Raw genomic sequence first — 26485 nt, forward strand, 5'->3', positions numbered from 1 at the left:
TATTTTTATTCAGAACATTTTCGGACTTTTCTGTTTTTATCATTGTATTTTACGGGGCTTATTAATCAATCCGATAATAAGCCCCCTTTTTGTAAACTATATATATACTGTTCTTTAATGTAGCAATTTTACCAGTAAACTGTTTCTATCACAATTATTGTTTTTTGTCAAGAGAGATTGTCACCGGGACAGGCACTAACAATGTTTTCCTAAAAATTTTGCGATAATCTCTAAGCGAAAATTTTAATTTTCATATCTGATATGTCCTGTTTCCTTAAGGTCATATCCTCCTAAAAGGTTGATTTTTTGGATAAAATCTTGGTCTTTAATCACTTTAAGGATTAGATCTATTTGGCTTTCACTTAAAAGGTCAGGTAAAAGGCAGAGCTCATAATCTTCCTGGGCGATGGGAATGAAATCGAGGTTGAATATTTTCGCGCTTGCATAAATTCCCAGTCCAACATCACACGTGTCTCCTTTTACTGCGGCGGCAACGGCCAAATGTGTATATTCTTCACGATTATAGCCGTTTATCAGTTCAGGATTTATGTTTTGCTGTTTTAAAAGATAATCCAGTAAAATACGGGTACCTGAGCCGCGCTGTCGATTTATGAAGCGTATGTCAGGATTAGTCAAGTCAGACAGTTTTTGAATATTAAGAGGGTTTCCTTTTTTTACGATTAGTCCCTGTTCCCTTTTAGCCAGGTGAATTAAAAGCCATTTTTTTTGAGGAAGATATTTTTTTAGATAGCTTAAGTTATATTCTCCGTTTTGAGGATCTAAAAGATGTAGACCGGAAAAATGAGTTTCTTCACGAAGAAGTGACATTATTCCTCCCATGCTGCCTGCATGGTTGGATATTAGCCTTATATTGTGCCTGCTGAAAAGCAAATCCCTCAGTATATCCAGCGCTATGTCATGGCTTCCTATACATATTAAACTTTTGTCTATAACCTGGCGGGGTGTTTTTAATGTAATATGACATTTGTCTCCTGCATTAAGTCCTTCATTTCCGCGCGGAATGTGAAGGATTCCATCAGATTTTACCAGGCTGGTAGTTATACCTGCTCCGCGGTTTAAAGGATAAGCAATATATTCATTTTTGATCCTGGCGATGTTTACATGGATAAAATCGTCTACCCCCATAGGAGAAGATATTTTTCGTGAAGTTTTGCAGATAATATGATCTTCTTCCGGCAGGGAGCGCTTCTGCTTACGATATAAAACTGGTTTAGCAAAAAGGTTAAATACGAGATGTGCTGATACCGGGTAGCCGGGAACTCCAATTACTGGCTTATTATCGATTATGCCAAGTATCGCTGGTTTACCAGGACGAATAGCAATTCCGTGTACTATAATTTCTCCCATTTCAGATATTAATTCAGCAGTATAGTCTTCTTTACCGGCTGATGATCCGGAACATATTACCAGTATATCTGCTTTATCTTTTAAGTTAATCACAGCTTCTCTAAGTTTGTTTTTATCATCAGGTATTATATCATATTGTATGTAAGAAGCACCCCAGCTTGTAGATAAGCCACCCAGCATGCGGCTGTTGGATTCGATTATTTCTCCTGGAGCCATATGTTCGCTGCCGTAGCTAGTAAGCTCTGTTCCAGTAGGAATAATGGCTACAACAGGTTTTTTTACCACTTTAATTTTATTTACTGCTGCCGTAAGGAGAGAGCCGATCTCTTCAGGTCCAATTTCGGTAAAAGCAGGGCAAATCATGTCGTGAGCTGTCATATCTTCCCCGATAGATCGTATATGCTGCCACGGCACAGCTGGTTTAATTATTTGAGCATATTCACCAGTAAAGTTGACATCTTCGATCATTATAACTGCGTCAAATTCACGCGGAACATAATCACCGGTGTCGACTTCTATATAATCTTGATTTAATTTTAATTTTACCGGATTTCTTTCACTGGCTTTAAATGTCATAGAAGCTTTTACAGCTATTCCGTCCATAGCGGCTGCCGGATAATGCGGATGAGAAATGCGGGCAAAAACAGCCTGGCTTAGTATACGTCCCTGGGCATGTGCAGTTTCAATTTCTTCTTCTTCAATAACAAAATAAGATTTTTTTTGCAGTGCTTCCATGAATTTTTCTAAGGCTTGTTCCAGGGGAATGTTATCAATATATACTTTTCTTGCCATTTTTCTTCCTCGCTTATATTTTTTAAATATTTTAACTCATTTAGGCCCTGATGTTTAGTATTATAAATCTATATTTGTTTTGTCAGATTGTTATTATAATTTAATTAGATTATTAAAATTGAGGTGCTAGTTATGCCAGAATTTTTCAAGGTTATAAAATATGAAGAGGCTTTAATAAGTTTAAAAAATAATTTTCCTCTGAAGTTGAGAAAAAAGGTTTTTCTTAATGAAGCCAATAATTGTATATTGGCTGAAGATATAGTAAGTTCTGAAGATATTCCTTTTTTTGACCGTTCAACTGTAGACGGTTATACAGTCCTTGCTGAAGATACTTTTGGCAGCAGTGAAAGTATGCCTGCTTTTTTGCAATGCATAGGGGAAATAAAAATGGGTGATACAGTTTCTTATAAGATAGAAACGGGTAAATGTGTTTGGATACCTACCGGAGGGATGCTGCCTTTAAATGCAAATGCAGTAGTCATGGTGGAATATACTGAAAAACTGGATGAAAATACGGTTCTAATTCACAGGCCGGTAGGACCAGGGGAAAATGTCATACAAAAAGGAGAAGATGTCCGAGCTGGACAAAAAGTCTTTAAATCAGGCAAACTGTTGAGACCTCAAGATATAGGGTTTTTAGCTTCACTGGGTATAGATAGAATTGAGGTTTTTGATTCATATAATATAGGAATTATTTCTACCGGAGATGAAATCGTTCCGATTAATAAAAAACCTCTTCCCGGGCAGGTAAGAGATATAAACAGCTATAGTTTGGCTGCTGCCGTTTCGGCTTGCGGATGCAAAGCTCAAAATTATCCCATTATAAAGGATAATTTTAATGAACTGAAGTCATATCTTAAGGATGCTTTAACATGGAATGATATAGTTTTGATTTCTGGAGGAAGCTCAGTAGGAATTATGGATGTTACTTTAGATGTGCTTAGAAGTTTTGAGGATAGCGAAATTTTATTTCATGGTATAGCCGTAAAGCCGGGAAAGCCTACGATGGCGGCTAAAATAAGAGAAAAATTGGTAGTAGGATTGCCAGGACATCCGGTTTCCGCTTTAACTATTTTTTATGTTTTGTTGAAACCTTTGTTAAGCTGTACTATGCCTGTTAAAACAGAGGCTTTTATGAGTATGAATATAGCTTCTCAGGCAGGAAGGGATGATTTTGTCCCTGTAAGGATTGTTGATAATGGTGATTTGAAGGAAGCTGTGCCTGTTTTGGGAAAATCAGGTATGATGAGTATTTTGGCTATGGCTGATGGTTATATCCATGTTCCTTATGAAAAACAGGGATTTTCTAAAGGAGAAAAGGTTGAAGTTATATTTTTTTAAGGCGAAGCTTCTAAAGCTTCGCCTTTGTTTACTTAAGATATAGAATTTAAAAGTTCTTCTAATGTAGTTTGACGCAGTTCTTCTATAGCTTCAAAATTCATGGCAGGTATATAAAAGCTTTCTAATTCATCATGGTATTTTTTGGCTGTCTTTATAAATTTGATTGCTTCTTTAATTCCTGTGTCTACTCTTTCTTGGGCCGAATAGATAAGTTTGGTGTATGAGTCTATTAGTGCTTTTTTGGCAAATTGGTCAAAGTCAAGCAGCCGTTTATATTTATTATTAGGAAGCAGGGAAACGTAGTCGAATATAGTTGAGGAAATATTTATTAAAGCCCGGTTGCTTTCCGGTAGTAGAATTAAGTCTATTTCCTTAGGATCAAAGGGATTGTGATATATTTCTGCTTTTATTTCGTTTAATTCCAGGAGTTCGGTAATGAATGTAAAAAGTTGAGATATACCGCTTCCAGGACTTCCTTTTACTGCGAAGATGCTGGTTTCTTCTGAGATGATACTATCAATTTTGGTAACTAAGCCTTCAGGAGTGATAGCACCCGGGAAAAGGTGTCTTTGTTTGTCTTTAGTTTCTTTTATATTGCTTAAAAAATCTTCACTTAAACCTTTTATATTGCGTTTTACTGCGCTGAAATCTGCTGCTTCTTCAAAATAAGAAGACCATTCTTCGTATGCGATTTTGGCTTCTTTTAACCGAATATAGGCGCGTTTGAAACAGAGGGATATATCGTGAGTAAGCCTTTCAATTTTGTCACGGTTGGCTGCTATTTTATTCCGATCCCAGAAGTGGCCGAGGTTTATAATTTCATCGACAGCCCCGGGGAATTTAGGATCTACTATATGTGGAGCAGTGCCGTCAAGAAAGCAAAATTGATGATCGCCTAGGACTACTCCATCTAAAGAGTTGTTATCGGAAGAACACCAGTGATATTCTACAGCAAAGCCTTTTTGAGCAAAGTCTTCTCCGATTTTTTTCATAAATGTAGACTTACCGACCCCGGGACCGCCTTTTAATATAAATTTTCTTTGGATTTCAGGAACTGTCATGTATTCGTAAAAAGAATAAAAACCATGACAGGTATTTCCACCCGGGAAGACATGTCGTATTTTAGCCAATCTATATACCTCCCTAAAATATATTTTTTGCTATTTATATGAGAAATTTATGTGTTTTACTCCTGGTATTGTTTAAAAAAAAATAGGGATTATTGATTAAATGCGGGTTTTAAGGAATATGTATACACGATGATCGATAATAGTATGGAATAAACTGCTATTTATAAAATGATAAATGATATATATTTGGTATGTTAAAATGTTTTTGTAGATCTTTTTATACTATATAAGGTGGTAGGAAATTTAATTATGAATAAACATAGACTCTTATACTATATTTTTGTTCCTTTATTTTGGTTTATTTTATCAAATCAGTCTGCTTTTGCTTTAGAAAAAATACTTAAGGTGGCAGGGGACAAGCAGTACCCCCCTTATGAATTTGTAGATAGCAATAATAATTACCGCGGTTTTAATGTGGATATTATCACTGCTATTGCTTTAGAGCAGGGTTATACCATAGAATTTTACCCTATGGAATGGTATGAAGCTCAGGAAGCTTTACGCGAAGGCAAAGTGGATATTATTCAGGGCATGACTTATTCTAAAGAGCGGGCAAATAAGTTTGATTTTGCTGATCCTATTGTAGTAAACAGCCAGGCTATTTTTGTACCTAGATATGTAAATACTATTGCTTCACTTAAAGATTTGCCTGGGCATAAAGTAGCTGTGCAGAGTGGGGATATTTCCGCATATGTGGTGGGACAGATCAAAGGGGTTGATATAGTCAGTTTTGCTACCCAGGAAGAGGCTGTATATGCTTTAATAGATGGAGAAGTTGATGTATTTGTAGGTAATGAGCTTACTGGATGGTATGTATTGGAAAAAAGGCGTCAACTTGGAAAATTTAAAGAGGTTGGAGAACCCTTTTTTAAAACTAACTATTGTCCGGTAGTTAGAAAAGGTGATACGGAAACTTTAAATATGCTTAACGAAGGATTAAAACGCATAAAGAGCAAAGGCACATATGATAAGATATACCGCAAATGGTTTGGACGCTCTTTTGTTGATGTAGAACGCAATTTCAGGATTACCCTGTTTGCTGGAATATTTTCTTTTTTATTGTTTTTAGCAGTTGCGTTTATTTTTCAAAATATAAATAAAAGTTTAAGACAAAAAGTTGAGGAGCGGACTGCTGAAATTAAGGCTTATGCAGATATGCAGGAAGCTGTCTTGCGAAATACCCCTGTGGGTATTATTACCATAAATCGTGATGGAACGATAGCCACTGCTAATCCGGCGGCTTTGCGATTGTTCAGCAGAGATATAAGAGGAGAATTTTTTAGAAATATAGGGATTTTCACATTTCTTGAGGATGAAGATATTGAAAAAATTTTTGCTTTTCACAGCAAAATTCAAAAAACTGTCCATATGGGAAATAAAGTTTTAAATATTTCGATAGATCCGGTAATAGAAGAAAAAAATCAGGTGGTTTGCTTATTGGGGACAATTGATGATATTACTGCAGAAAGGGAACTGGCTAAGAAGAATTTAGAAGAGGCGAAATTAAGGACTTTATCTACTTTGACTGCAGGTATCGCACATGAAATAAGAAATCCTTTAACTTCTATAAAGACTTATGTTGATTTAATTCCTACTAAAATAGAAAATAAGAACTTTCAGGATAGGCTTTTAAGGGTGATTCCTCAGGAGATAGCCCGTATTGAGCAACTTATAAATGAACTGATTGATTATGCCAAACCCCGCACTCCTGAACCAGAATTATGTGAAGTAGAAGAAGTATTAAATCCGGTAGTTGAACTTATAAGTGCCAGATGTGAAGAAAAAGGGATAATATTTCAAACCAGACTTAAAGGACAGGTCTATTGTGATCCCGGACATTTAAAACAGATAGTATTGAATTTGCTTTTAAATAGTTTTAAGGCAACTTCTCCTGGAGGAAGAATAGCTTTAGTTTCTGTAGATTTTGATGATTGGATTCGGATAATAGTAAAAGATACCGGTTATGGGATACCTGAAGAATATTTGGAACAAGTTTTTGATCCGTTTTTTTCGCTTAAAGGAGGAACAGGTTTAGGTTTAGCTTTGGTTAAACAGATGGTTGGGGAAAATGGAGGAATGGTTAAAGTAAGCAGCAGACAGAATAAGGGTGTAAGATTTGAGGTATGGCTGCCTTCGAGTATAAGCAATGGAGGTGAGAAAGGTGAATAAGATATTGATTATTGATGATGAAATAAATATATGTGAAGCTTTGAGTTTTGCCTTGGAAGAAAAGTATGAAATAAAAATTGCTCACAACAGCAAGGAAGCTTTTAAAGTACTTAAATCAGAGAATGTGGATGCTGTGCTTTTAGACATGCGTTTAGGGGAAGAAAACGGGCTTGATATATTGAAAACGATAAAGCATGAGTATCCTTCACTGGAGGTTATAATTCTTACTGCGTATGGCTCTATTAAAAATTCAGTTGAAGCGGTAAAAATGGGGGCTTTTTATTATATAACCAAGCCGGTCGATTTAAATGAACTGGAAATATATTTAAGTCAAGCGGTACAAAAAACTAAAGCTAACCGGGAAATGGAAAAAAAGGATAATCAAACTTTGGCTGATACTTCTTTAAATTTTGTAGGAAGCAGCTCATCAATTCGCAAAGTGTTTGAACTGGTAAATAAAGTAAAGGATATTGACTCTACTGTTTTAATAACCGGAGAAAGCGGGACAGGGAAAGAATTGGTGGCAAGGGCTATTCATACTCTGGGAATACGGAGGAATAAGCCGTTTCAGGTGGTTAACTGTGCGGCTTTACCTGATAATCTGATAGAGAGTGAACTTTTTGGTTATGAAAAAGGTGCCTTTACTGGCGCAGTTAGCCGTTATGAAGGCAAATTCCTTTTAGCTAATCAGGGAACTCTATTCTTAGATGAGATAGGAGAGATGGAGTTAGGGCTACAGGCTAAACTTTTACGGGTATTGCAGGATAAAGTGGTAACTCCGCTAGGTTCCAGGGAGCAGCGTAAAGTAGATGTCCGAATTATTGCTGCCACCAATAAAGACTTAAAAGAGGAAGTAAAGAAAGGTAATTTCAGGCAGGATTTATACTACCGTCTTAATGTCATAGAGATAAAGCTTCCTCCTTTACGAGAAAGAAAAGAAGATATACCTTTGCTGGTCAGTTTTTTCCTTAAAAAGTTTGCTGCACGATTGGGACAAAATCCCAAGCATATAAGCCCTGCTGCCATGATTGTTTTGGAACATTACAATTATCCGGGTAATGTCCGAGAACTTGAGAATATACTGGAAAGGGCCTGTGCGGTAAGTGAAGGAGATGTTATAGAAATATCAGATCTTCCTGGTTATATTTTTGAGGATATAGAAGAAGCTAATTATTCAAAAGAAGAGGAAGAAGTTATAACTATTAGGTATGGAGAACCTTTAGATGAGGTTGAACGCAAAGTTATACTGCTTAATTTGGCCAAGTTAAATAGACCAAAGAAGGAAATTGCTCGGTTATTGGGAATAAGTGAACGAACCCTTCGCAATAAACTAAAAAATTATTATGAAAATGGTGATTTAATGGATTAAAAACTGGTTATTACCAAGCGGACAAATTTCCTCTTTAGAGGAATTTTGTGCCGCTTTATTTTTTTAAAGGCGGCATATTTTGCTGCTTTTTTTAATGTTTATTCAATACTTAATTATCAAAGCTAGATAAATTAGTATTTGGAGATTTTGGCACATATTTTGCTCTGATAGTGTAGCGAGAAGTAAAATTTATAAAATTTTAAGGAGGGTGTTATATGAAGAGAAAAGGTCTGGTGTTATTCGTAGTTTTGGCTATGCTTTTCAGCTTAGCCGCTGGATGTGGGGAAGGCCAACAAGGAGGAAAAGATGCTGGTGACATAATTATTGCCAGTGCTAACCCTATGACAGGTGATTCAGCTCAATTTGGCGATATGAAGGTAAAGGCTATTAAGCTTGCGATTGAGGAAGTCAATGCAGCAGGAGGAATTGATGGACGCCAGGTTAAACTTCAAGTGGAAGATGACATCGGAAATCCTAAAGAAGCTCCTAATGTTGCTCAGAAAATTGCCTCTAATCCTAATGTGCTTGCAGTTATAGGTCACTGGAATAGTTCCTGTACTTTAGCAGCTCGGGAAATTTATGAAAGCGCAGGTATTCCAGTTATAACTGACTCAGTTAACAAACAGATTACTGATGGAAAAACTCCTCATGTATTTAGAATTTCACTTACCGATACTCATCAGGCTTATCAGCTTGCCGAATATGCTTATAATAAGCTGGGAGTAAGAAAAGTTGCAGTTATTTATACAGCCAATGACTTTGGTATGGGGTTAAATAATGACTTTACCAAAAAGTTTAAAGAATTAGGCGGAACTGTAACTGCTTCTGAAACCTATTTTGAAGGACAGACTAAAGATTTTAAGGCTCAGCTTACAAAGATAAAAAAGACTAATCCTGAACTTCTCTTTATGGCTGGATATTATACTGAATGTGCTTTAATTGCAAAGCAGATGAAGGAAATCGGATTTAATATACCCATCTTAGGAACTGAAGGAATAAGCTCTGAACAGCTTATTAAATTAGGTGGAGATGCAGTAGAAGGCATCAGATTTACCGGATTCTTCCACCCGGATGTTGAATTTCCTGGAACCAAAGAATTTGTAGCTAAATTCAAAGAAAAATATGGTGTAGAACCTGATACTTATGCTGCTTTAGCTTATGACTCAGCCAAGATGATTTTGGAAGGTATCAAAACTAACGGAGCTACCCGCGAAGGTGTTTATAAATATCTTAGAGAAGTAAAAGACTTCCCGGGTGTAGCTGGTCCGATAACCTTTGATTCAAGAGGAGAAAATAACCGTTCTATAATCATACTTACAGTTAAAAACGGCAAGTTTGTGCCGGATGAATTACAGCCGTAGGCTATAAAGCGGTGTTTTAAAGGGGGCGGAGGAATAAAGACCTGGATATCTCCGCCCTTAATAATCTAAAAAGGAGGGGTAGTTTTGTTTGGTGAACAGCTGGTTAACGGACTTGCTTTAGGCAGTATTTATGCCCTCACCGCCATTGGTTTTACAATGGTTTACGGAATTATAAGGCTTATAAACTTTGCTCATGGAGATATATTTATGATCGGTGCCTTTTTTGCTTTATCTAGTGTGACTTTATTCAATGCTCCGCTTATTGTAGCTTTTTTAGTAGGTATGGCCGGAGCTTCTATCGTAGGGATTTTACTTTCAAGACTTGCTTATAAACCGCTTTTTGATGCTCCCAGAATTAATCTTTTCTTGGCCGCTATAGGAGCAGCTATTTTATTTGAAAATTTTGCTATGTTGGTTTGGGGGCCTCAGACTAATACCTTCCCAGTTTTGATAGACATGCACAACTACTCTATTTTAGGACTTAAGTTTACAACCCTGCAAGTAATTATTTTAGTATGTACAATTATTTTCATGATCTTATTACATCTCCTGGTTAACAAGACTAAGGTAGGTATAGCTATGCGGTGTACTGCCCAGGACATGAATACTGCAAGGCTTATGGGAATTAATACCGACCGTATGGTTTATGTAACATTTGCGATTGGTTCCAGCTTAGGTGCAGCAGCCGGAATTCTGGTAGGAATGTATTATCAGGCTGTTTATCCTATGATGGGATTTATGACTGGACTTAAGGCATTTGTTGCTGCAGTTTTGGGTGGTATAGGTTCTATTCCTGGAGCAATGCTGGGAGGACTGGTTTTGGGAATAAGTGAAAGTTTAGGTGCAGCTTATATTTCATCAGGGTTTAGGGATGGGATTGCCTTTATTATCCTTATACTCATACTACTTATTAAACCTTCAGGAATACTGGGCAAAGTTACACAGGAGAAGGTTTAAGGGGGTGTTTTAGTAATGTTTTTTAAGGTTTTACTTAACTTAACTATAGCTGCACTAGTTTTATATATCGTAGTTAAATTTTTATCGATGTTGTTCGATCAAGTGACTTTCTGGGTTACATCGCTTGAGGAGAAAAAGCGCCGTTATTTGCTGGGGGGGTTTGGAATATTTTTGATAGCTTTACCATGGCTTACTGCAGGAAATCCTTATCTTTTGCGAACAATTTTGATAGTGGGTATATATATTATTTTGGCTTTAAGCTTAAACCTCATTATAGGTTTCGCGGGACAGTTGTCTATTGGACATGCTGCCTTCTATGCAATAGGAGCATATACTACAGCTTTATTAACGGTTTCCTTAGGATTAAATTTTTGGTTAGCTTTTATTTTAAGTTTTGTAGTTGCAGGACTTTTTGGCTTCCTGCTGGGGGTTCCTATCTTGCGTCTTAAAGGGGACTATTTAGCCATTGCTACTATAGGTTTTGGAGAAATTGTACGGCTGGCCCTTATAAATGGTGGAGACATAACCAGGGGACCTGCGGGAATACCGGGAATTCCTTCCCCAAGTATTTTTGGTTTTGTTTTTAATGATAATATAAGTTGGTATTATTTTATATACCTTATGGTGGTAATTACAGTCATCATTTCTTATAACCTTTTAAATTCGAGATTGGGAAGAGGTCTGATTGCTATTCGGGATGATGAAATAGCGGCAGAGGCTATGGGAGTTAAGCCTTCATATCTTAAGATACTGGTTTTTACCCTGGGAGCTGCTTTGGCAGGTATAGCAGGATCGATATTTGCCAGCTATATACATTATGTCAATCCCGATAGCTATACTTATTTAGAATCAGTAACTATGCTTATGATGGTAGTTTTAGGTGGTATTGGAAGTATTCCTGGAGTTATAGTGGGAGCTGCCATACTGGCTATATTACCGGAAATGCTGCGAACAGTCGAACTTTATCGTTTTGCTATATATGGGCTTCTCTTGATTATTATGATGATTGCAAGACCGGAAGGTATGATAAGTATGACCAGTCTGAGAGGAGGGAAAAAACCATCATGGCAATTCTTGAAGCTCGGAAAGTTACTAAAGCCTTCGGAGGATTAAAGGCGGTTTCTAATGTTGATCTGATAGTGGAAGAAGGCCAGATTGTAAGCCTTATCGGACCAAACGGAGCAGGTAAAACTACATTTTTTAATTTGATTACAGGTATATATGATGTTACCGAAGGTAGTATTACTTTTATGGGTAAACCCTTAAAAGGATATAAGCCTTATGATATAACAAAGCTGGGAATTGCCCGTACTTTCCAAAATATAAGGCTATTTTCATCTATGACAGTTTTAGACAATGTGAAGGTTGGACAATATTGCAGAACTAAAACCGGAATATGGGGGGCTTTGGCGAAGCTTCCTATTGCCCGGTTTGAAGAAAAGGAAGTAGAAAAAAAGTGCATGGAAAAGTTAGAGTTTTTAGGAATGGATAAATATGCTGACGAAATTGCGGTTAATTTACCTTACGGGGATCAGCGCAAGGTCGAAATTGCCAGGGCTTTAGCTACTGAACCTAAGCTTTTGCTCTTGGATGAACCGGCGGCAGGGATGAATTCGACGGAAAAAGAAAATATGATGAAAATTATCAGACAAATCAGCGACAGTGGTTATACTGTTTTCTTGATTGAACATGACATGAAAATGGTCATGAAAATTTCGGATAAGGTAGCTGTTTTAGATCATGGTGAAAAGATTGCCGAAGGCCTTCCCGAAGAAATTCAACGTAATGAACGGGTTATTGCAGCTTATCTAGGACAGCAGGGGAGGGAAGCAAATGCTTGAAGTTAAGAATTTAAATGCTCATTATGGTGCTATTCATGCTCTAAAAGGGATAAGCTTTACGGTAAATAAAGGGGAAATTGTTACCCTTATTGGGAGTAACGGGGCGGGAAAAAGCACAACTTTAAATTCTATTTCTGGACTTATAAAAAATCGCAAAGGAAGTATAAAATTTGAAGATGAAGAAATTATAAAATGTCGTACAGATGAAATTGTAAAAAGAGGGATTGTACAGGTCCCAGAAGGAAGGAGAATTTTTGCTGAACTTACGGTGGAAGAAAACTTGAAAATGGGAGCTTATCTCCGCAATGACAGTGACGGTGTAAAAAAAGATATGAAAAAAGTATTTGATATGTTCCCGCGATTAGCAGAACGAAAAACCCAGTTAGGAGGCACTTTATCAGGCGGTGAGCAGCAGATGTTGGCGATTGCAAGGGCTCTTTTAAGTAAACCTAAGCTATTAATGTTGGATGAGCCTTCTATGGGTTTAGCTCCGATAATAGTTGAACAAATATTTGCTTTTATAAAAGAAATGAATGAAAAGGATGGGCTTACTATTCTATTAGTCGAGCAAAATGCTAATATGGCACTAAGTATTGCTCACCGCGGATATGTTTTAGAAACAGGAAACATAGTTTTAAGTGATACAGCTGAAAAACTGCGTACCGATGATGAAGTGAGGAAAGCTTATTTAGGAGAAGGTTAGGAAACTAGACCCCGCTTTGATGGGGTCTAGTTTTTTATTTTTTTAGAAAATCCTGCTGCGAAAAGCTGAACTTCAACTTGTTTTCTGATATTGTTTAAGAATTCAGCATAAAGCTGTTTTTGCTCTTCTAATTCTGCTTCTGTTAAGCCTTCATTTTTCTTTTTGTGTGCCAGTTCGTTTATGCGTTTTATTTTCTCCTCAGTTATTTTAGGTTCATTTTCATTGTTATTGTTTATCATTATTGTCCTCCTTAGCTTAAAATTTTCTGTATACTCGAAAGTCTATAATAAAAAAAGAAAATTATCCACCAAAAATGCTGAATTTTAGTTATAATGAATTTTATAATTTGAGTTAATTTTAATTTTATTAAAGTAATATGCAGGAGGAAAAATGGCGGTTTGGCAATTAAAAAGTTTTAACTATAAAGACGCAGAAGTTTTAAAAAATAAACTCGATATATCATTGCCTTTTGCAGCTTTGCTTACTCAAAGAGGAATTAACAGCGAAGAGAAAGCCCGTAAATTTTTGTTTGGCGGACTTAAAGATTTGATTTCTCCTTATGATATTAAGGGTATAAATGAAGCAGTGGTAAGGATTAAAAAAGCAGTAGAAAGTCAGGAAAAGATTGTAGTATATGGCGATTATGATGTAGATGGGGTATGCAGTACGGTAATTATGCTTAAGTGCCTAGAATATTTGAACTGTAAGGCGGATTATTATATCCCGGATCGCTTTACTGAAGGGTATGGAATGAATGAAGAAGCAGTTGTTAAGCTGGCAGAGTCAGGTTATAACCTGATTATAAGTGTTGACTGTGGAATAAGTTCAGTTAAAGAAGTGGAAAAAGCAAAAGAGATGGGGCTGGATGTTATAATAACTGACCATCATACTCCTCCTTCAGTTTTACCTGAGGCTGAGGTTATTATAAATCCTAAACTGGATGTAATTGAAGATGTTTTTAACCTTTCAGGAGCCGGGGTAGTATTTAAATTAGCTCAGGCTTTAGTAGGGGATAAAGCTCATGATTGGCTGGAATTGGCTGCTTTAGCTACTGTGGCTGATATTATGCCCCTTACAGGTGATAATCGGATTATAGTTAAGGAAGGGTTGAAAAGGCTTAAATTTACTAGAAATGCGGGGTTAAAAGCCCTTTTAAATAAAACCGGCCTGGCTGATAAAGAGGATATTACTCCCTGGCATTTAAGCTTTATTATAGCTCCCCGCATCAATTCTGCAGGCCGGCTTGATAAGGCTGATAAAAGTATTGAGCTGTTTTTGAGTGATGATGAGGATAAATGTAATGAACTGGCTGAAATGTTATGCAATTTAAATAATGAGCGCAGGAGTTTGGAAGAAAGTATTGGAAAAGAAGCAGTTTTAAAGATTGAAAATGAAGTTGACCTCTCTAAAGAAAAAATAATTGTAGTTGCCGGTGAAAACTGGCATCATGGTGTAATAGGCATTGTTGCTGCGCGCATATGTGAAAAATATAACAGACCGGCTATATTGATATCATGGGAAGGAGATAAAGGAAGAGGTTCAGGGAGAAGTATAGAGGATATAAGCCTATATGATGCTTTATCATCATGCAGTTCTGAGCTTATTCATTTTGGTGGACATAGAATGGCGGCAGGCTTTAGTATACAGAAGGATAAATTTAATGCTTTTAAAAATAAATTACATGCCTGGGCTGAAACAAATATTACTGAATCTTCATTTGAATCTTTTTGTTTGATTGACTATGAATTACAACCTGAAGATATAAGCTGTAAGCTTTTGGATGAGTTGGAAATGCTTAAACCGTATGGGGAAGGAAATGATGTGCCTTATTTTATGTTCCGAAGAATGGAAATTGCCTCGATTAATTTGGTAGGCAAAGATAAGGAACATGCGAAAATTAATTTAACCCCAGGGGAATTTTCAGCAGTTGCTTTTGGCAGACCTGATTTTTTTGAGCTTCCCTGGAAGGAATGTTATCATGATTTAGTTTTTTCCCTTGATTATAATGAGTTTAGAGGGAATAAGAGCATTCAGCTTAAAATAAAAGAAATGAAGCCTTCTTTTTTGCCGGACAACCTTCTTTTATTGCCTGATAGGTTTAAGTCAAATATTGATATTGTTGAAAAATGTTTGGCTGAGATAAAAAAGCAAAAACCGGTTATTTTACTTTATCCTACTTACAGGGTTTTGAAAAAGCATAAAATTCAGCTGGAGTTATTTTTTAAATCGGAGGTATTATGCGAGCTTCATGGGAGAATATCTTTAGAAAAAAGAAATGAGATAAAAAAGAGACTTATAGATGGCAACAATAAGATTTTTTTGATGACCAAGGCCTTTTTTGACTATATGGTTAAAAAAGGAGATTTAGATAGGTTGCCCCTTATTATTCAGGTCATGTTAAAAGGAAGTTTTGATTCTGGCTATACCCTTATGCACTTTGATGAAAGGAAGAAGAAGCGATTTTTTAATATAAAATGGATGAAGGATTGGCAATATACAGAACCTAAAAAAGTTTTAATGTATACTAACCGCAAAAGCACTGTTCAACTGTGGAAAGAAAAGATTCCTGATTTATTGATAGAAGCAGGAGAAGATAATCTAAGGATACGGGAAGGGCTGCGCCGTGGTTTTTCTTACGGTGATAAGGGAGTATTATTGACCGATGGGGCAGCAGGAATTTCTGTTTATGGTTTGGACGAATTGGTTTTTGCCGATATGCCTTTAAATATTTATGAGGCTTTGATGGTTACGGAACAGATTGTTGCAGCAGACGAGGTTAGGTCTATTGCACTTTTTAATCCGGAAAAAATATATGAACATGATGATTTTTTAAAAAGAAATTATCCCGATCTTGATACTGTTAAAAAAGTGTTGGTTTATTTGTTGCAAGCTGGAAAAAATCCGCTCTGTTTTGAAATAGATAAACTGGCAGCAGATATTTCGAATTTTGTTGCGAGAGAGATGAAACCTTCTGATTTAATTCCTGTTTTTTATATTCTTATTGATCTAGGCTTGTGTCAGATCAGAAAAAAAGGTAATATTATGAAAATAAAGCTTATTAAACCGAATGTTTCTAAAATTGATATTTCTGATTCTCCTTATTATTTAGAGGGATTGGCAGAGAAGAAAGCGTTTTGTGAGTTCAAGAGTGAGATAATCAGATTTTGGCGTGGTGATGATAATGGGCCCGGAAAAAATAATTGAAAAAATAAAATCATATGCTCCCGATGCAGATATTGAACTGATTGAAAGGGCATATAACTGTGCTCAGGCAGCTCATGCTGGACAAAAAAGGATATCGGGAGAGCCTTATATCATTCACCCGGTAGAAGTAGCACTTATTCTGGCTGATTTGGAACTTGATGTAGAAACAATTGCTGCAGCTTTACTTCACGATGTTATTGAAGATACCCATCTTACTTACTTTAATATCGCAGATGAGTTTGACGAGGAAATTGCCCTTTTAGTTGATGGAGTAACTAAGCTCAGTCGTATAAATTTCAAATCTAAAGAGGATGCCCAAGCGGAAAACCTGCGCAAGATGTTCATTGCTATGGCTAAAGACATAAGGGTTATTTTGATAAAACTGGCCGATCGTCTTCATAATATGCGCACTTTGCACTACCATCAAAGTGAGGAAAAACAAAAGGAAATTGCCCGTGAAACCCTGGAGATTTTTGCTCCTTTAGCGCACAGGCTAGGGATTTTTAAGATAAAGTGGGAGCTCGAGGATTTAGCCTTTTATTATCTTGATAAAGAAATGTACTATGAAATTGCTAAAAGATTAAAACAAAAGCGCAAAGAAAGAGAAGAATATGTTCATGAATTGATTGAACAGATTAGAAGAGGAATAGGGGAAATAGGCATTGAAGCTGATATTGCAGGAAGGCCTAAGAATATTTACAGTATTTATAAAAAAATGGTAAAACAAAATAAAGATATTGATGAGATTTATGACAAGATTGCAATAAGGGTTATAGTAAATGATGTAAGAGATTGCTATGGTGTTCTGGGAATAATCCACACTATGTGGAAGCCTCTTCCTGGAAGATTTAAGGATTATATTGCAACCCCTAAACCAAATATGTACCAATCTTTGCATACTACTTTAATAGGCAAAGGGGGAGAACCTTTTGAGGTGCAGATAAGAACCTGGGAAATGCACCGTACTGCTGAGTATGGAATTGCTGCCCACTGGAGGTATAAAGAGGGGGATAATCCGAAAGAGAAAAAATTCGATGAAAAGCTTTCCTGGCTCAGGCAGTTTTTAGAATGGCAGCAGGATGTCAAAGATACCCGGGAATTTATGGAGTCTCTTAAGATTGACCTTTTTGATGATACAGTTTTTGTATTCACTCCTAAGGGAGCAGTTATTGAGCTTCCTAAAGGAGCGTGTCCAGTGGATTTTGCCTACCGGGTGCATACTGAAGTAGGGCATCAATGCATAGGAGCAAAGGTTAACGGCAGAATAGTTCCTCTTGATTACCCCCTGGGGAATGGTGATATAGTTGAGATTATAACTTCAAAACATTCTCCGGGACCGACCTATGACTGGCTTAACTTTGTAAAAACTTCAACTGCTAAAAGCCGAATTAAACAGTGGTTTAACCGGGAAAAAAGGCAAGGCAATATAATTAGAGGAAGGGATATTTTAGAGAAAGAACTTAAGAGGAAGCACTTTGATCCCAGAGAACTTATGAAAGAAGCAAAGCTTACCGAGGTAGCTAAAAAGTTTAATTTAAATAGTGCTGACGATCTTTTAGCTGCTGTAGGGGATGGAGCTATAACTCCTAATCAGGTGGTAAACCGCCAGAAAGAATTGTTTTTTCCGGGTACCCATGTTGAAGATATAATTCAGCTAGCAAATGTTAACCAGAGGACAGTTACTAGGAACCGCGATACCGCTGCTTTACGGATAAAAGGAGTAGATGATGTAGCTATTAGGCTTGCCCGCTGCTGTAATCCTCTGCCGGGAGATAGGGTAGCTGGATATATAACTAGAGGCCGTGGGGTTTCTGTTCATCGTCAGGATTGTCCTAATCTGCAGAATTATCTTAAAAATGAGCCTGACCGGATTATTGAGGTAGAATGGTCAGATGATAGAGGAATGTTTAATGTAGAAATTGAAGTGAAAGCTTATGACCGTGATCGTTTGACTACTGATGTTATGACAGTAATTGCTGATATGAAAATTCATATCAATTCCGTTTATTCACGGGTTACTAAAAATGACGAAGCAGTAATTAATCTTAAACTGGAAATTAAAGATATCGAGCGTTTATATGCTGCTATGCAGAGAATAAGAAAAGTAAAGGATGTCGTAGAAGTACGGCGTGTTTTACCAGGTGAAGTAAGGAGTGAATAAGATTGCGAGCAGTTGTACAGAGAACCAATCACAGCATGGTTACAGTGGAAGGGCAGGTCAAAGGCGAAATAAAACAAGGGTTGACTGTTTTATTAGGTATAAAAAAAGGGGATACCGAAAAAGATGCGGAGTATATAATTGATAAAATTGTTAATCTTCGTATATTTGAAGATGAAAAGGGAAAGATGAATCTTTCCCTTTTGGATGTGGGGGGAGAAATTCTTTTGGTTAGCCAATTTACATTATATGGAGATGCCAGAAAAGGAAGAAGACCTAGTTTTACTGAAGCCGAATTGCCGGAGAAAGCTCAGGAATTATTTGATTACAGCCTAGAAATTTTACGAAGTATGGATATAAAAGTAGAAACCGGGGTTTTTGGAGCTGATATGAAAGTACTTATTGAAAATGATGGGCCCTGTACTATTCTTTTAGATAGTGAACGGTTATTTTAGTGAAAACATAAATAGGGGGAGAAAATAAGTGATACTTAAAGCTTTGGAAATTAATACGGTAGGTGTTAATTGTTATATCGTGGGCTGTGAGGAAACCAAAGAGGTTGCAGTTATAGATCCAGGGGGAAACCCCAGGGCAATTTTGAATTTGCTGCAGCAGGAAAATCTGAAAGCAGTTTATATAATAAACACCCATGGACATGTAGACCATATTGGGGGGAACCGGGGGGTTAAGGAAGCTACTGGAGCAGAGATACTTATTCATGAAGCTGATGCCAAGATGCTTACCAGTGCGGTAGCTAACTTTTCCATTCTGTTTGGGGGTAAAATAACCAGTCCACCGGCTGATAAGCTGCTTAAAGATGGTGATATAATAAAAATAGGCAATACCGTAGAATTGAAAGTTATTCATACCCCGGGGCACAGTCCAGGAAGCATATGCTTGAAAACTGGTGATGTTATATTTGTTGGTGATACCCTTTTTCAGGGATCAGTAGGAAGAACTGATTTTCCAGGAGGTTCTCATAAGCAGCTTATTACCAATATAAAGGAAAAGCTTCTGTGTTATGATGATGATGTGATATGTTATCCCGGACATGGACCAGCTACTACCATTGGATTTGAACGCACACATAATCCATTTTTATAGAAAAAACTCTTTACAAATGTGAATTTATATGACACAATACTAAACAAATATATCAAGTCAATATCCTGTGAAATGCGATGAAAAAGTAAAGTAGGTTTGTGGAATTATCCAGAGAGGAGATGCCGTAGGCTGGAAGCATCTCTATAAGGAAGCAAACTGAAGTTCACTTTGGAGCACCCGGCTGAAACATTTGCAAGTAGGTTGTGGCGGAACTCTCACCGTTAAAAGAGAGGGGATATCGGATAAAACCTGTATCCTTTAAAGAGCGGGCCTTAATGGCAAATTGGGTGGTACCGCGGGAAGATAAAAGCTTCTCGTCCCATAGGGATGAAAAGCTTTTTTTATTTAAGGTAAGGTTATATCCCGTATCCTTAAAAGAGCGGGCGTTTTGCCAAATAGGGTGGTACCGCGGGAGCATAAAACCTCTCGTCCCTTATTTAGGGATGAGAGGTTTATTTATTGTAAAGAAAGGGTGGTTATAATGAAAAATTTAGCGGCTAAATACGGCAGAGAGATGCTGGTTTTACGCTCCAGTAAAAAAGATAATACGGTGATAAATATAAAAGGGTGTGCTATCGGAGGAGAGGAGATTGTTGTAGTAGCTGGACCCTGTGCAGTAGAAAATGAGGAAATCTTAAAAGAAACGGCATTTAAGGTTAGAGGATCAGGTGCTGTTATTCTGAGGGCTGGTGCTTATAAACCTAGAACTTCTCCATACAGCTTCCAAGGTCTGGGAGAATCTGGACTTAAGATACTGGCAAAGATAGGAGAAGAAATGAATATGCCGGTAGTAACTGAAGTTATGGATACAGAGGATATACCTTTAGTAGCTGAATATGCTGATATTTTACAGGTAGGTGCACGCAATATGCACAATTTTGCCCTTTTGCGCAAATTAGGAAGAATAGATAAACCGGTAGTGTTGAAACGTGGACTTTCAGCTACGATTGAGGAGTGGCTTTTAGCGGCAGAATATATATTAGCCGGAGGCAATGAAAAGGTTATTTTGTGTGAAAGAGGTATAAGAACTTCTGAACCATGGACCCGAAATACCCTGGATTTGTCAGCTGTGGCTCTGGTTAAGGAGTTGTCTCATTTACCTGTTTTAGTTGATCCAAGTCATGCAACTGGTATAAGAAATTTGGTTATGCCAATGGCACGGGCAGCAGTCGCAGCTGGTGCAGATGGCATTATGGTTGAAGTGCATCCCAATCCTGATAAGGCCTTATCAGATGGGGAACAGTCGTTGACTCCGCGCGATTTTAGCCTCATGATGCGTGATCTCGAAGAAATAGCTAGAGCTTGCCGGAGGAGGCTGAGATAAGGTGTGTTATGCGGTTTTAGGACCTAAAGGGAGTTTCAGTGAAGATGCAGCTCATCTATACTGGCCGAAGGCAGATGAGATATATGTAGCATCGAGTATAAATGAGCTTTTTGAAAGGTTGATTAACGGCGAAGTAGATGATATTTTAACTCCTATTGATAATACTCATGCAGGATCAATTGACAATACTATACAGGCTTTGAATGATTATAATGTGAGTATACATGGCGAGATAGTGCTTGATATCGAGCAGTGTTTATTGAGCAGTCATGATTATAAAATAGAGGAACTGGAACTTTTGGTATCCCATCCTGCTGCTCTTATGCAGTGCAGCAGTTTTATAGAAAAAAATCTTCCCCATATAAGAACTGAGATAACTTCAAGCACTACCCGTGCTGTGCAAATAGTTAAAGAAGAGGAGAAAAAGGCAGCGGCAATAGGTAGCAGATATGCAGCTTCTCTTTATGATATGAAAATATTGTTTTCAGGTATAGAGAACAGTTTTAATAAAACTCGCTTTATTCATGTAAAGAGAGCGGAAGAGATTAAATATAAAGGAGAAAAAGGAAGCCTTATTTTTAGCCTGGATAATAAACCTGGTGCATTATACAAGGCTTTACAGGTTTTTGCCCGAAAAAATATAAATTTAGTTAAAATTGAGTCCCGGCGCAGTTGTAAAATAGAAGATAGTTTTGCCTTTTATATTGAATTTGATAATTCTTTTTCCAGGGTTTCTGTTAAGGAAATATTAGATGATTTAGCTGTATACAGCAAGGATATAAAATTTTTGGGTATGTACAAGAAGAAGGGATAGGAGGAAGAAAATTGCTTATATATATGAACTTGACTCCGGTTGTTCTTTATGATTATGTTCATGAACTTGTCAGAATGGGCTATCCAGGTGCCGAAATTACCCTGGAACCATCTTTGGATGTTGAAACAGTAATTACTGTTTCAGCACATAAGGAAGATAATGTTTTAGTATTTGCCGGTGAAATAAGACAGGAGGAAAAGACAACGGATTTAAGCTATCTTTATAACCTGCCGGATGAAAATGAACAAAATGAAATGCATAAAGCGGCGCGAATTTTTATCTTTAAGCTTTTGCATAAACATTTGGGTAAAAGGGTTAATACCTATGGAATACTTACCGGGGTCAGGCCGGTAAAGCTGGTTCATCGCTTTTTAGATAAAGGTTATCTGCCAGATGCTATTAAGGAAATACTTAAGGAAGAGTATCTGCTTCAAGAGGATAAGGCTGAGCTTTTAACCGAGGTAGCTTGTAATAATCGGTCTTATCTTTTGAATAAAGACGAAGCACATAAGCTGGTAAGTATTTATATAGGGATTCCTTTTTGTCCCAGCCGCTGCTATTATTGCTCTTTTCCAGGGGCGGTACTGAGAAGTTATGAAGATGAAATCCCTCCTTTTCTTAAGGCATTAACTTTTGAAATAGAAGCTATAAGCGCTTTTCTTAATAGGAAACAGGTGAAAGTTCAGACTATTTATATAGGCGGAGGCACCCCTACAGTGCTTTCTGAAAAAGATACTGAGTATTTGTTCAGATTAATAAAAGATAATTTTATTTCTGTTTGTACTTCAGAAATTACTGTAGAGGCGGGCAGACCTGACACTCTTACTTATTCCAAGTTAAAGATTTTAAAAGAGGCCGGAGTGAATCGGGTTTGCATTAATCCTCAATCTATGCATGATGCAACTCTTAGAGCTATCGGCAGAAATCACGATGTGAAAGGGGTGGTAGAAGCTTTCGAGTGGGCACGTAAAGCCGGGATTGAAAATATTAATATGGATATTATTGTAGGCTTGCCTGGAGAAGGCTTAAAAGAAAATGCGCACACAGCAGAGAGAATTTTACTTTTGCAACCTGAAAATGTTACTGTTCACACCCTAGCAGTCAAAAGAGGAGCCAAAATGGCAGAAAAAGAGGGGAAAACTGTAAGTAAAAATCAGATTGAAAAGGTCCAGAAAGGTGTTAAATATTTTTCTGATGTTCTAAATGAAGCAGGATATATTCCTTATTATTTATATCGACAAAAATATATGCAGGCCAGTATGGAAAATACCGGTTTTTCCAAAAATGACAGGTTTTGCTTATATAATATTCAGATGATTGAAGAGAGGCAAACTATTATCGGTTTGGGGGGAGGAGCAGCCAGCAAGTTTGTAAACTCGGAAGATTGGACTTTGAGTTCTCTTTACAACCCTAAAAATCCTGAAGTATACTGTGAGACAGTTTACAACCTTGTGAATCGCAAAGTTGACAAGCTAAAATGCTTAAATTAGAATTATCAAGGAATAACTTAGTCTGGAGGATAAAAAATGCAAGTAAAAGCCCCACGGGGGACTTATGACATTTTACCCCCTGATTCATCTAAATGGCATTATCTAGAGAAAATTCTGCGTGAGACTGCTGCCCTTTTTGGGTATCGTGAAATAAGAACACCAGTTTTTGAACATACTGAGCTTTTCGAACGCGGAGTAGGAGAAAGTACGGATATAGTAAATAAGGAAATGTATACTTTTATCGATAAGTCAGAGCGCAGCCTTACTTTGAGGCCAGAAGGGACGGCTTCGTGTGCCAGGGCTCTGGTGGAACACAGCCTTTACAACGGGCTTTTGCCGGTTAAATGGTATTATATTGGACCTATGTTTCGTTATGACAGGCCAGAGACAGGAAGATTCAGGCAATTTCACCAGTTTGGAGTAGAGGCTTTTGGCAGCAATAGTCCTTATATTGATGCTGAAGTTATTATTCTTCTGGTAGAAATTTTAAATAAACTGGGCTTGAAAAACTATGAACTACACTTGAATTCGGTAGGATGTTCAGTATGCCGCAAGGAGTATCGTGAAAAACTGATTTCTTATATTACTCCCGTAAAAGATAGGCTGTGTCCTGATTGTCGTAGCCGTTACCAGAAAAATCCTTTGCGGGTTTTAGATTGCAAGAATGAAGCTTGCCATCAGGCTATTGCAGGCTATCCGACTATTTATGACAGTTTATGTGATGAATGCAGAGAACATTATGCTTCGGTAAGAAAGGCATTAGATGATAATGGGGTATCCTATAAGCATGATGATAATCTGGTAAGAGGATTAGATTATTATACTAATACTGCATTTGAGGTACATATACCGGGAATTGGCGCTCAAAGTGCGGTAGGTGGTGGAGGAAGGTATAATGGCCTGGTAAAAGAATGTGGAGGCCCTGATGTTCCAGGAATAGGCTTTGCCCTGGGTATGGAAAGACTTTTATTAGCTCTGGATAATTTCGATGATTTGAACAAAAGAATGACTGATGTTTTTGTGGCAGTTATGGAGGGACAATACGAGGATATAGGGGTAAAGATACTTACAGATTTGCGTCGTGCAGGTATAAGGGCAGATAAAGATTATACCGGAAAAAGTCCTAAGGCGCAGATGAAATATGCGGATAAGCTTGGTGCTAAACTGGTGATATTATTGGGCGAAGATGAAGTAAAAAATAGATTTCTTACCGTAAGAAATATGAAAACTAAAGAACAGGTGAAAGTAGGACATGATGAGATTATCGATTTCATAAAACGTGAATTAGAGGTTAGTTAGGAGGAAAAGGGTTGATGAAGAGAACTCACAGTGCAACAGACCTTGATGTTGTTAATGTAGGCCAGGAAGTAGTTTTAAATGGCTGGGTTGATACCAGAAGGGATCATGGAGGACTTATATTTATTGATCTCAGGGATCGTTCTGGTATAATTCAGGTTGTTTTTAGTCCAGAAGTAAATGAAGAGGCTTTTCGTTTGGCTGAACAGGTGAGAAGTGAATATGTGATTGCTGTAAAAGGAAAAGTTTGTTTAAGGCCGGAAGCTACTGAAAACCCAAATCTGAAAACCGGGAAGATTGAAATATATGCGGAAGAGATGGAAGTTTTAAGTCCTTCTAAAACCCCGCCTTTTTATATAGAAAATGGGATTGATGTAGATGAAAATTTACGGCTTAAATATCGTTATATTGACCTCAGACGTCCGGAAATGCGGGATAATTTAATATTAAGGCATAGAGTTGTAAAAACTATAAGGGATTATTTGGATGGTAAAGGATTTGTTGAAATCGAAACCCCTATTCTTACCAAAAGCACTCCGGAAGGAGCACGGGATTATTTAGTTCCCAGCCGGGTACACCCGGGTGAGTTTTTTGCTTTGCCTCAATCCCCTCAGATTTTTAAACAATTGCTTATGGTGGCGGGAATGGAAAAATACTTTCAAATAGCCAGATGTTTCCGCGATGAGGATTTAAGGGCAGATCGCCAGCCAGAGTTTACCCAGCTTGATATGGAAATGTCTTTTATAGACGAAGAAGATGTATTCAGCCTGATTGAAGAAATGATGGCACGTATTTTTGAAGAAGGAATAGGGAAAAAGCTTGAAATTCCTTTTAGAAGGATCTCATATGATGAAGCTATGAAAAAATATGGCTCTGATCGGCCTGATCTGCGTTGTTCTTGGGAAATTGTAGAGATTACCGACCTGGTAAAAGATGTGGAGTTTAAAGTTTTTTCTTCTGCCATTCAAGCGGGGGGCGTAGTCCGGGCTTTAAATGCTAAAACCTGCGGCAGTTTTTCGCGCAAGGAAATTGATGACTTAACTAAGATTGCCGTGGAAAATGGAGCCAAAGGTTTGGCCTGGATAATAGTAGCAGAAAATGAGCTTAAATCTCCTATAACTAAATTTTTTACCGAAGAACAGATGAACAACATCCTTAAGCAGCTCAATGCCGAACCTGGTGATTTACTGCTTTTCAGTGCTGATACCCATGAGACGGTAGCAAGGGTTTTGGGAACCCTGCGCCTTGAACTTGCCCGCAGGCTCAATCTTATTGATGAAGATGAACTGAATTTTGTGTGGGTAGTGGACTTTCCACTTTTAAAATATGATGAAGAGGAAAAAAGATATGTAGCTGTACATCATCCTTTTACTTCTCCGCGTCTGCAGGATGTGGATATTTTAGAAAGCAAGCCTGAACAGGTTAAAGCCAGAGCTTATGACCTGGTGCTCAATGGTACTGAAATCGGGGGTGGAAGTATAAGAATTCATCAGCGCGATCTACAGGAAAGGATGTTTGCTCTTTTAGGTCTTAGCATGGAAGAAGCACGGGAAAAATTTGGGTTTATGCTGGAAGCCTTTGAATACGGAACTCCACCTCATGGGGGTATTGCTTTTGGTATTGACCGCCTAGTCATGATAATGGCTAAGCGAAATAGCATAAGAGATGTTATTGCATTCCCGAAAACGCAAAGTGCTTCTTGTCCGCTTACTAATGCACCTTCTGCGGTTGCTCCCAAACAGTTAAGGGAATTGCATATAAAGATAAGAGAAAAGTAAAAATTGTCTGTAAATACAGGAATATAATTACAGAGGAGCTTTATTGAAGAAAATAGGATTATATGATATTATTTAGCTAGCAAATGTAAAAAAAACAGCAATCCCTGCTGTGTGCGTGAAAAGTCGTAAGTTTTTGCCAACACCAACATAAAGGGAGCCTGGACTCTGTATGTGGCGTAGAAGCCTCTTGTTTTGAGGGGACCTACAAAGCATGCAGGAGGGCACCCACTTGACCTTTGAGGTTTAAACTACGACTTGTCACGGCTCGGTGGGGTTTTTTGTTTAT

General features: G+C 37.5%; 20 protein-coding genes, 1 other RNA gene and 1 other annotated feature. Of the genes, 18 read left to right on the plus strand and 3 right to left on the minus strand.

The annotated features are described in order from the left end of the window. Nucleotides 1–243: 243 nt before the first annotated feature. Nucleotides 244–2160 carry a molybdopterin biosynthesis protein gene (locus H0Z36_RS06970; RefSeq protein WP_296864867.1) on the minus strand — a complete coding sequence of 639 codons (1917 nt, stop codon included), beginning with the start codon at nucleotides 2158–2160 and terminating at the stop codon, nucleotides 244–246. Between the two features lie 132 nt (nucleotides 2161–2292). On the opposite strand from H0Z36_RS06970, the gene glp reads away from it, so the two are divergent. Further along, on the plus strand, nucleotides 2293–3501 hold the full coding sequence (gene glp / locus H0Z36_RS06975) for a gephyrin-like molybdotransferase Glp (protein ID WP_296864869.1): 1209 nt from the start codon (nucleotides 2293–2295) through the stop codon (nucleotides 3499–3501). Between the two features lie 32 nt (nucleotides 3502–3533). Here glp and H0Z36_RS06980 read toward each other — a convergent pair whose 3' ends face one another. After that, entirely contained in the window at nucleotides 3534–4631 is a 1098-nt protein-coding gene (locus H0Z36_RS06980; RefSeq protein ID WP_296864871.1) for a PRK06851 family protein, read from the minus strand. 249 nt (nucleotides 4632–4880) lie between these two features. On the opposite strand from H0Z36_RS06980, the gene H0Z36_RS06985 reads away from it, so the two are divergent. From H0Z36_RS06985 to H0Z36_RS07015, 7 genes are all read left to right on the plus strand, one after another. Then, nucleotides 4881–6800 carry a transporter substrate-binding domain-containing protein gene (locus H0Z36_RS06985; protein WP_296864873.1) on the plus strand — a complete coding sequence of 640 codons (1920 nt, stop codon included), beginning with the start codon at nucleotides 4881–4883 and terminating at the stop codon, nucleotides 6798–6800. Further along, complete coding sequence (locus tag H0Z36_RS06990; RefSeq protein WP_296864876.1) at nucleotides 6793–8169, plus strand: sigma-54 dependent transcriptional regulator; 1377 nt, start codon at nucleotides 6793–6795, stop codon at nucleotides 8167–8169. Before H0Z36_RS06985 ends, H0Z36_RS06990 begins: the two co-directional genes overlap by 8 nt. A gap of 215 nt (nucleotides 8170–8384) precedes the next feature. Continuing rightward, entirely contained in the window at nucleotides 8385–9530 is a 1146-nt protein-coding gene (locus tag H0Z36_RS06995) for an ABC transporter substrate-binding protein (RefSeq protein ID WP_296864878.1), read from the plus strand. Between the two features lie 84 nt (nucleotides 9531–9614). Then, nucleotides 9615–10487 carry a branched-chain amino acid ABC transporter permease gene (locus H0Z36_RS07000; RefSeq protein ID WP_296864880.1) on the plus strand — a complete coding sequence of 291 codons (873 nt, stop codon included), beginning with the start codon at nucleotides 9615–9617 and terminating at the stop codon, nucleotides 10485–10487. Nucleotides 10488–10502: 15 nt separating this feature from the next. Further along, nucleotides 10503–11600, plus strand: coding sequence for a branched-chain amino acid ABC transporter permease (locus H0Z36_RS07005; protein WP_296864882.1), 1098 nt, complete (start codon nucleotides 10503–10505; stop codon nucleotides 11598–11600). After that, nucleotides 11552–12328, plus strand: a complete 777-nt coding sequence (locus H0Z36_RS07010) for an ABC transporter ATP-binding protein (protein WP_296864884.1) — start codon at nucleotides 11552–11554, stop codon at nucleotides 12326–12328. The genes H0Z36_RS07005 and H0Z36_RS07010 overlap by 49 nt, the downstream gene beginning before the upstream one ends. Then, nucleotides 12321–13031, plus strand: coding sequence for an ABC transporter ATP-binding protein (locus H0Z36_RS07015; protein WP_296864886.1), 711 nt, complete (start codon nucleotides 12321–12323; stop codon nucleotides 13029–13031). Before H0Z36_RS07010 ends, H0Z36_RS07015 begins: the two co-directional genes overlap by 8 nt. A gap of 26 nt (nucleotides 13032–13057) precedes the next feature. Here the strand turns inward: H0Z36_RS07015 and H0Z36_RS07020 are convergent, their stop codons facing one another. Then, nucleotides 13058–13270 carry a DUF896 domain-containing protein gene (locus H0Z36_RS07020; protein WP_296864888.1) on the minus strand — a complete coding sequence of 71 codons (213 nt, stop codon included), beginning with the start codon at nucleotides 13268–13270 and terminating at the stop codon, nucleotides 13058–13060. Between the two features lie 151 nt (nucleotides 13271–13421). Here H0Z36_RS07020 and recJ point away from each other — a divergent pair, with 151 nt between their 5' ends. The 10 genes from recJ to ssrS all read left to right on the plus strand — a co-directional run bounded on the left by recJ (nucleotide 13422) and on the right by ssrS (nucleotide 26478). Next, nucleotides 13422–16235: a single-stranded-DNA-specific exonuclease RecJ gene (recJ, locus tag H0Z36_RS07025; RefSeq protein ID WP_296864890.1), complete on the plus strand. Its 2814-nt coding sequence runs from the start codon at nucleotides 13422–13424 to the stop codon at nucleotides 16233–16235. After that, nucleotides 16213–18396 carry a bifunctional (p)ppGpp synthetase/guanosine-3',5'-bis(diphosphate) 3'-pyrophosphohydrolase gene (locus tag H0Z36_RS07030; protein ID WP_296864892.1) on the plus strand — a complete coding sequence of 728 codons (2184 nt, stop codon included), beginning with the start codon at nucleotides 16213–16215 and terminating at the stop codon, nucleotides 18394–18396. The genes recJ and H0Z36_RS07030 overlap by 23 nt, the downstream gene beginning before the upstream one ends. A 2-nt stretch (nucleotides 18397–18398) precedes the next feature. Next, a complete protein-coding gene (gene dtd, locus H0Z36_RS07035; protein ID WP_296864895.1) occupies nucleotides 18399–18848 on the plus strand; it encodes a D-aminoacyl-tRNA deacylase in 450 nt (149 codons plus the stop codon). A 28-nt stretch (nucleotides 18849–18876) separates the two neighbouring features. Further along, entirely contained in the window at nucleotides 18877–19497 is a 621-nt protein-coding gene (locus H0Z36_RS07040; RefSeq protein ID WP_296864897.1) for an MBL fold metallo-hydrolase, read from the plus strand. Nucleotides 19498–19565: 68 nt separating this feature from the next. Next, nucleotides 19566–19934, plus strand: a binding site (T-box leader). 44 nt (nucleotides 19935–19978) lie between these two features. Continuing rightward, nucleotides 19979–20821 carry a 3-deoxy-7-phosphoheptulonate synthase gene (aroF, locus tag H0Z36_RS07045; RefSeq protein ID WP_296864899.1) on the plus strand — a complete coding sequence of 281 codons (843 nt, stop codon included), beginning with the start codon at nucleotides 19979–19981 and terminating at the stop codon, nucleotides 20819–20821. Between the two features lies 1 nt (nucleotide 20822). After that, a complete protein-coding gene (gene pheA, locus H0Z36_RS07050) occupies nucleotides 20823–21635 on the plus strand; it encodes a prephenate dehydratase (protein ID WP_296864902.1) in 813 nt (270 codons plus the stop codon). An 11-nt stretch (nucleotides 21636–21646) separates the two neighbouring features. Next, complete coding sequence (hemZ, locus tag H0Z36_RS07055) at nucleotides 21647–23125, plus strand: coproporphyrinogen dehydrogenase HemZ (RefSeq protein WP_296864904.1); 1479 nt, start codon at nucleotides 21647–21649, stop codon at nucleotides 23123–23125. 36 nt (nucleotides 23126–23161) lie between these two features. After that, nucleotides 23162–24424: a histidine--tRNA ligase gene (gene hisS, locus H0Z36_RS07060; RefSeq protein WP_296864906.1), complete on the plus strand. Its 1263-nt coding sequence runs from the start codon at nucleotides 23162–23164 to the stop codon at nucleotides 24422–24424. A 14-nt stretch (nucleotides 24425–24438) separates the two neighbouring features. Continuing rightward, a complete protein-coding gene (aspS, locus tag H0Z36_RS07065) occupies nucleotides 24439–26199 on the plus strand; it encodes an aspartate--tRNA ligase (RefSeq protein ID WP_296865090.1) in 1761 nt (586 codons plus the stop codon). 98 nt (nucleotides 26200–26297) lie between these two features. Beyond that, nucleotides 26298–26478: non-coding RNA, 6S RNA (gene ssrS, locus H0Z36_RS07070), on the plus strand. Nucleotides 26479–26485 lie beyond the last annotated feature (7 nt).

The sequence above is a fragment of the Thermosyntropha sp. genome (genome assembly GCF_017656155.1).
Taxonomy (GTDB): domain Bacteria; phylum Bacillota; class Syntrophomonadia; order Syntrophomonadales; family Syntrophomonadaceae; genus Thermosyntropha.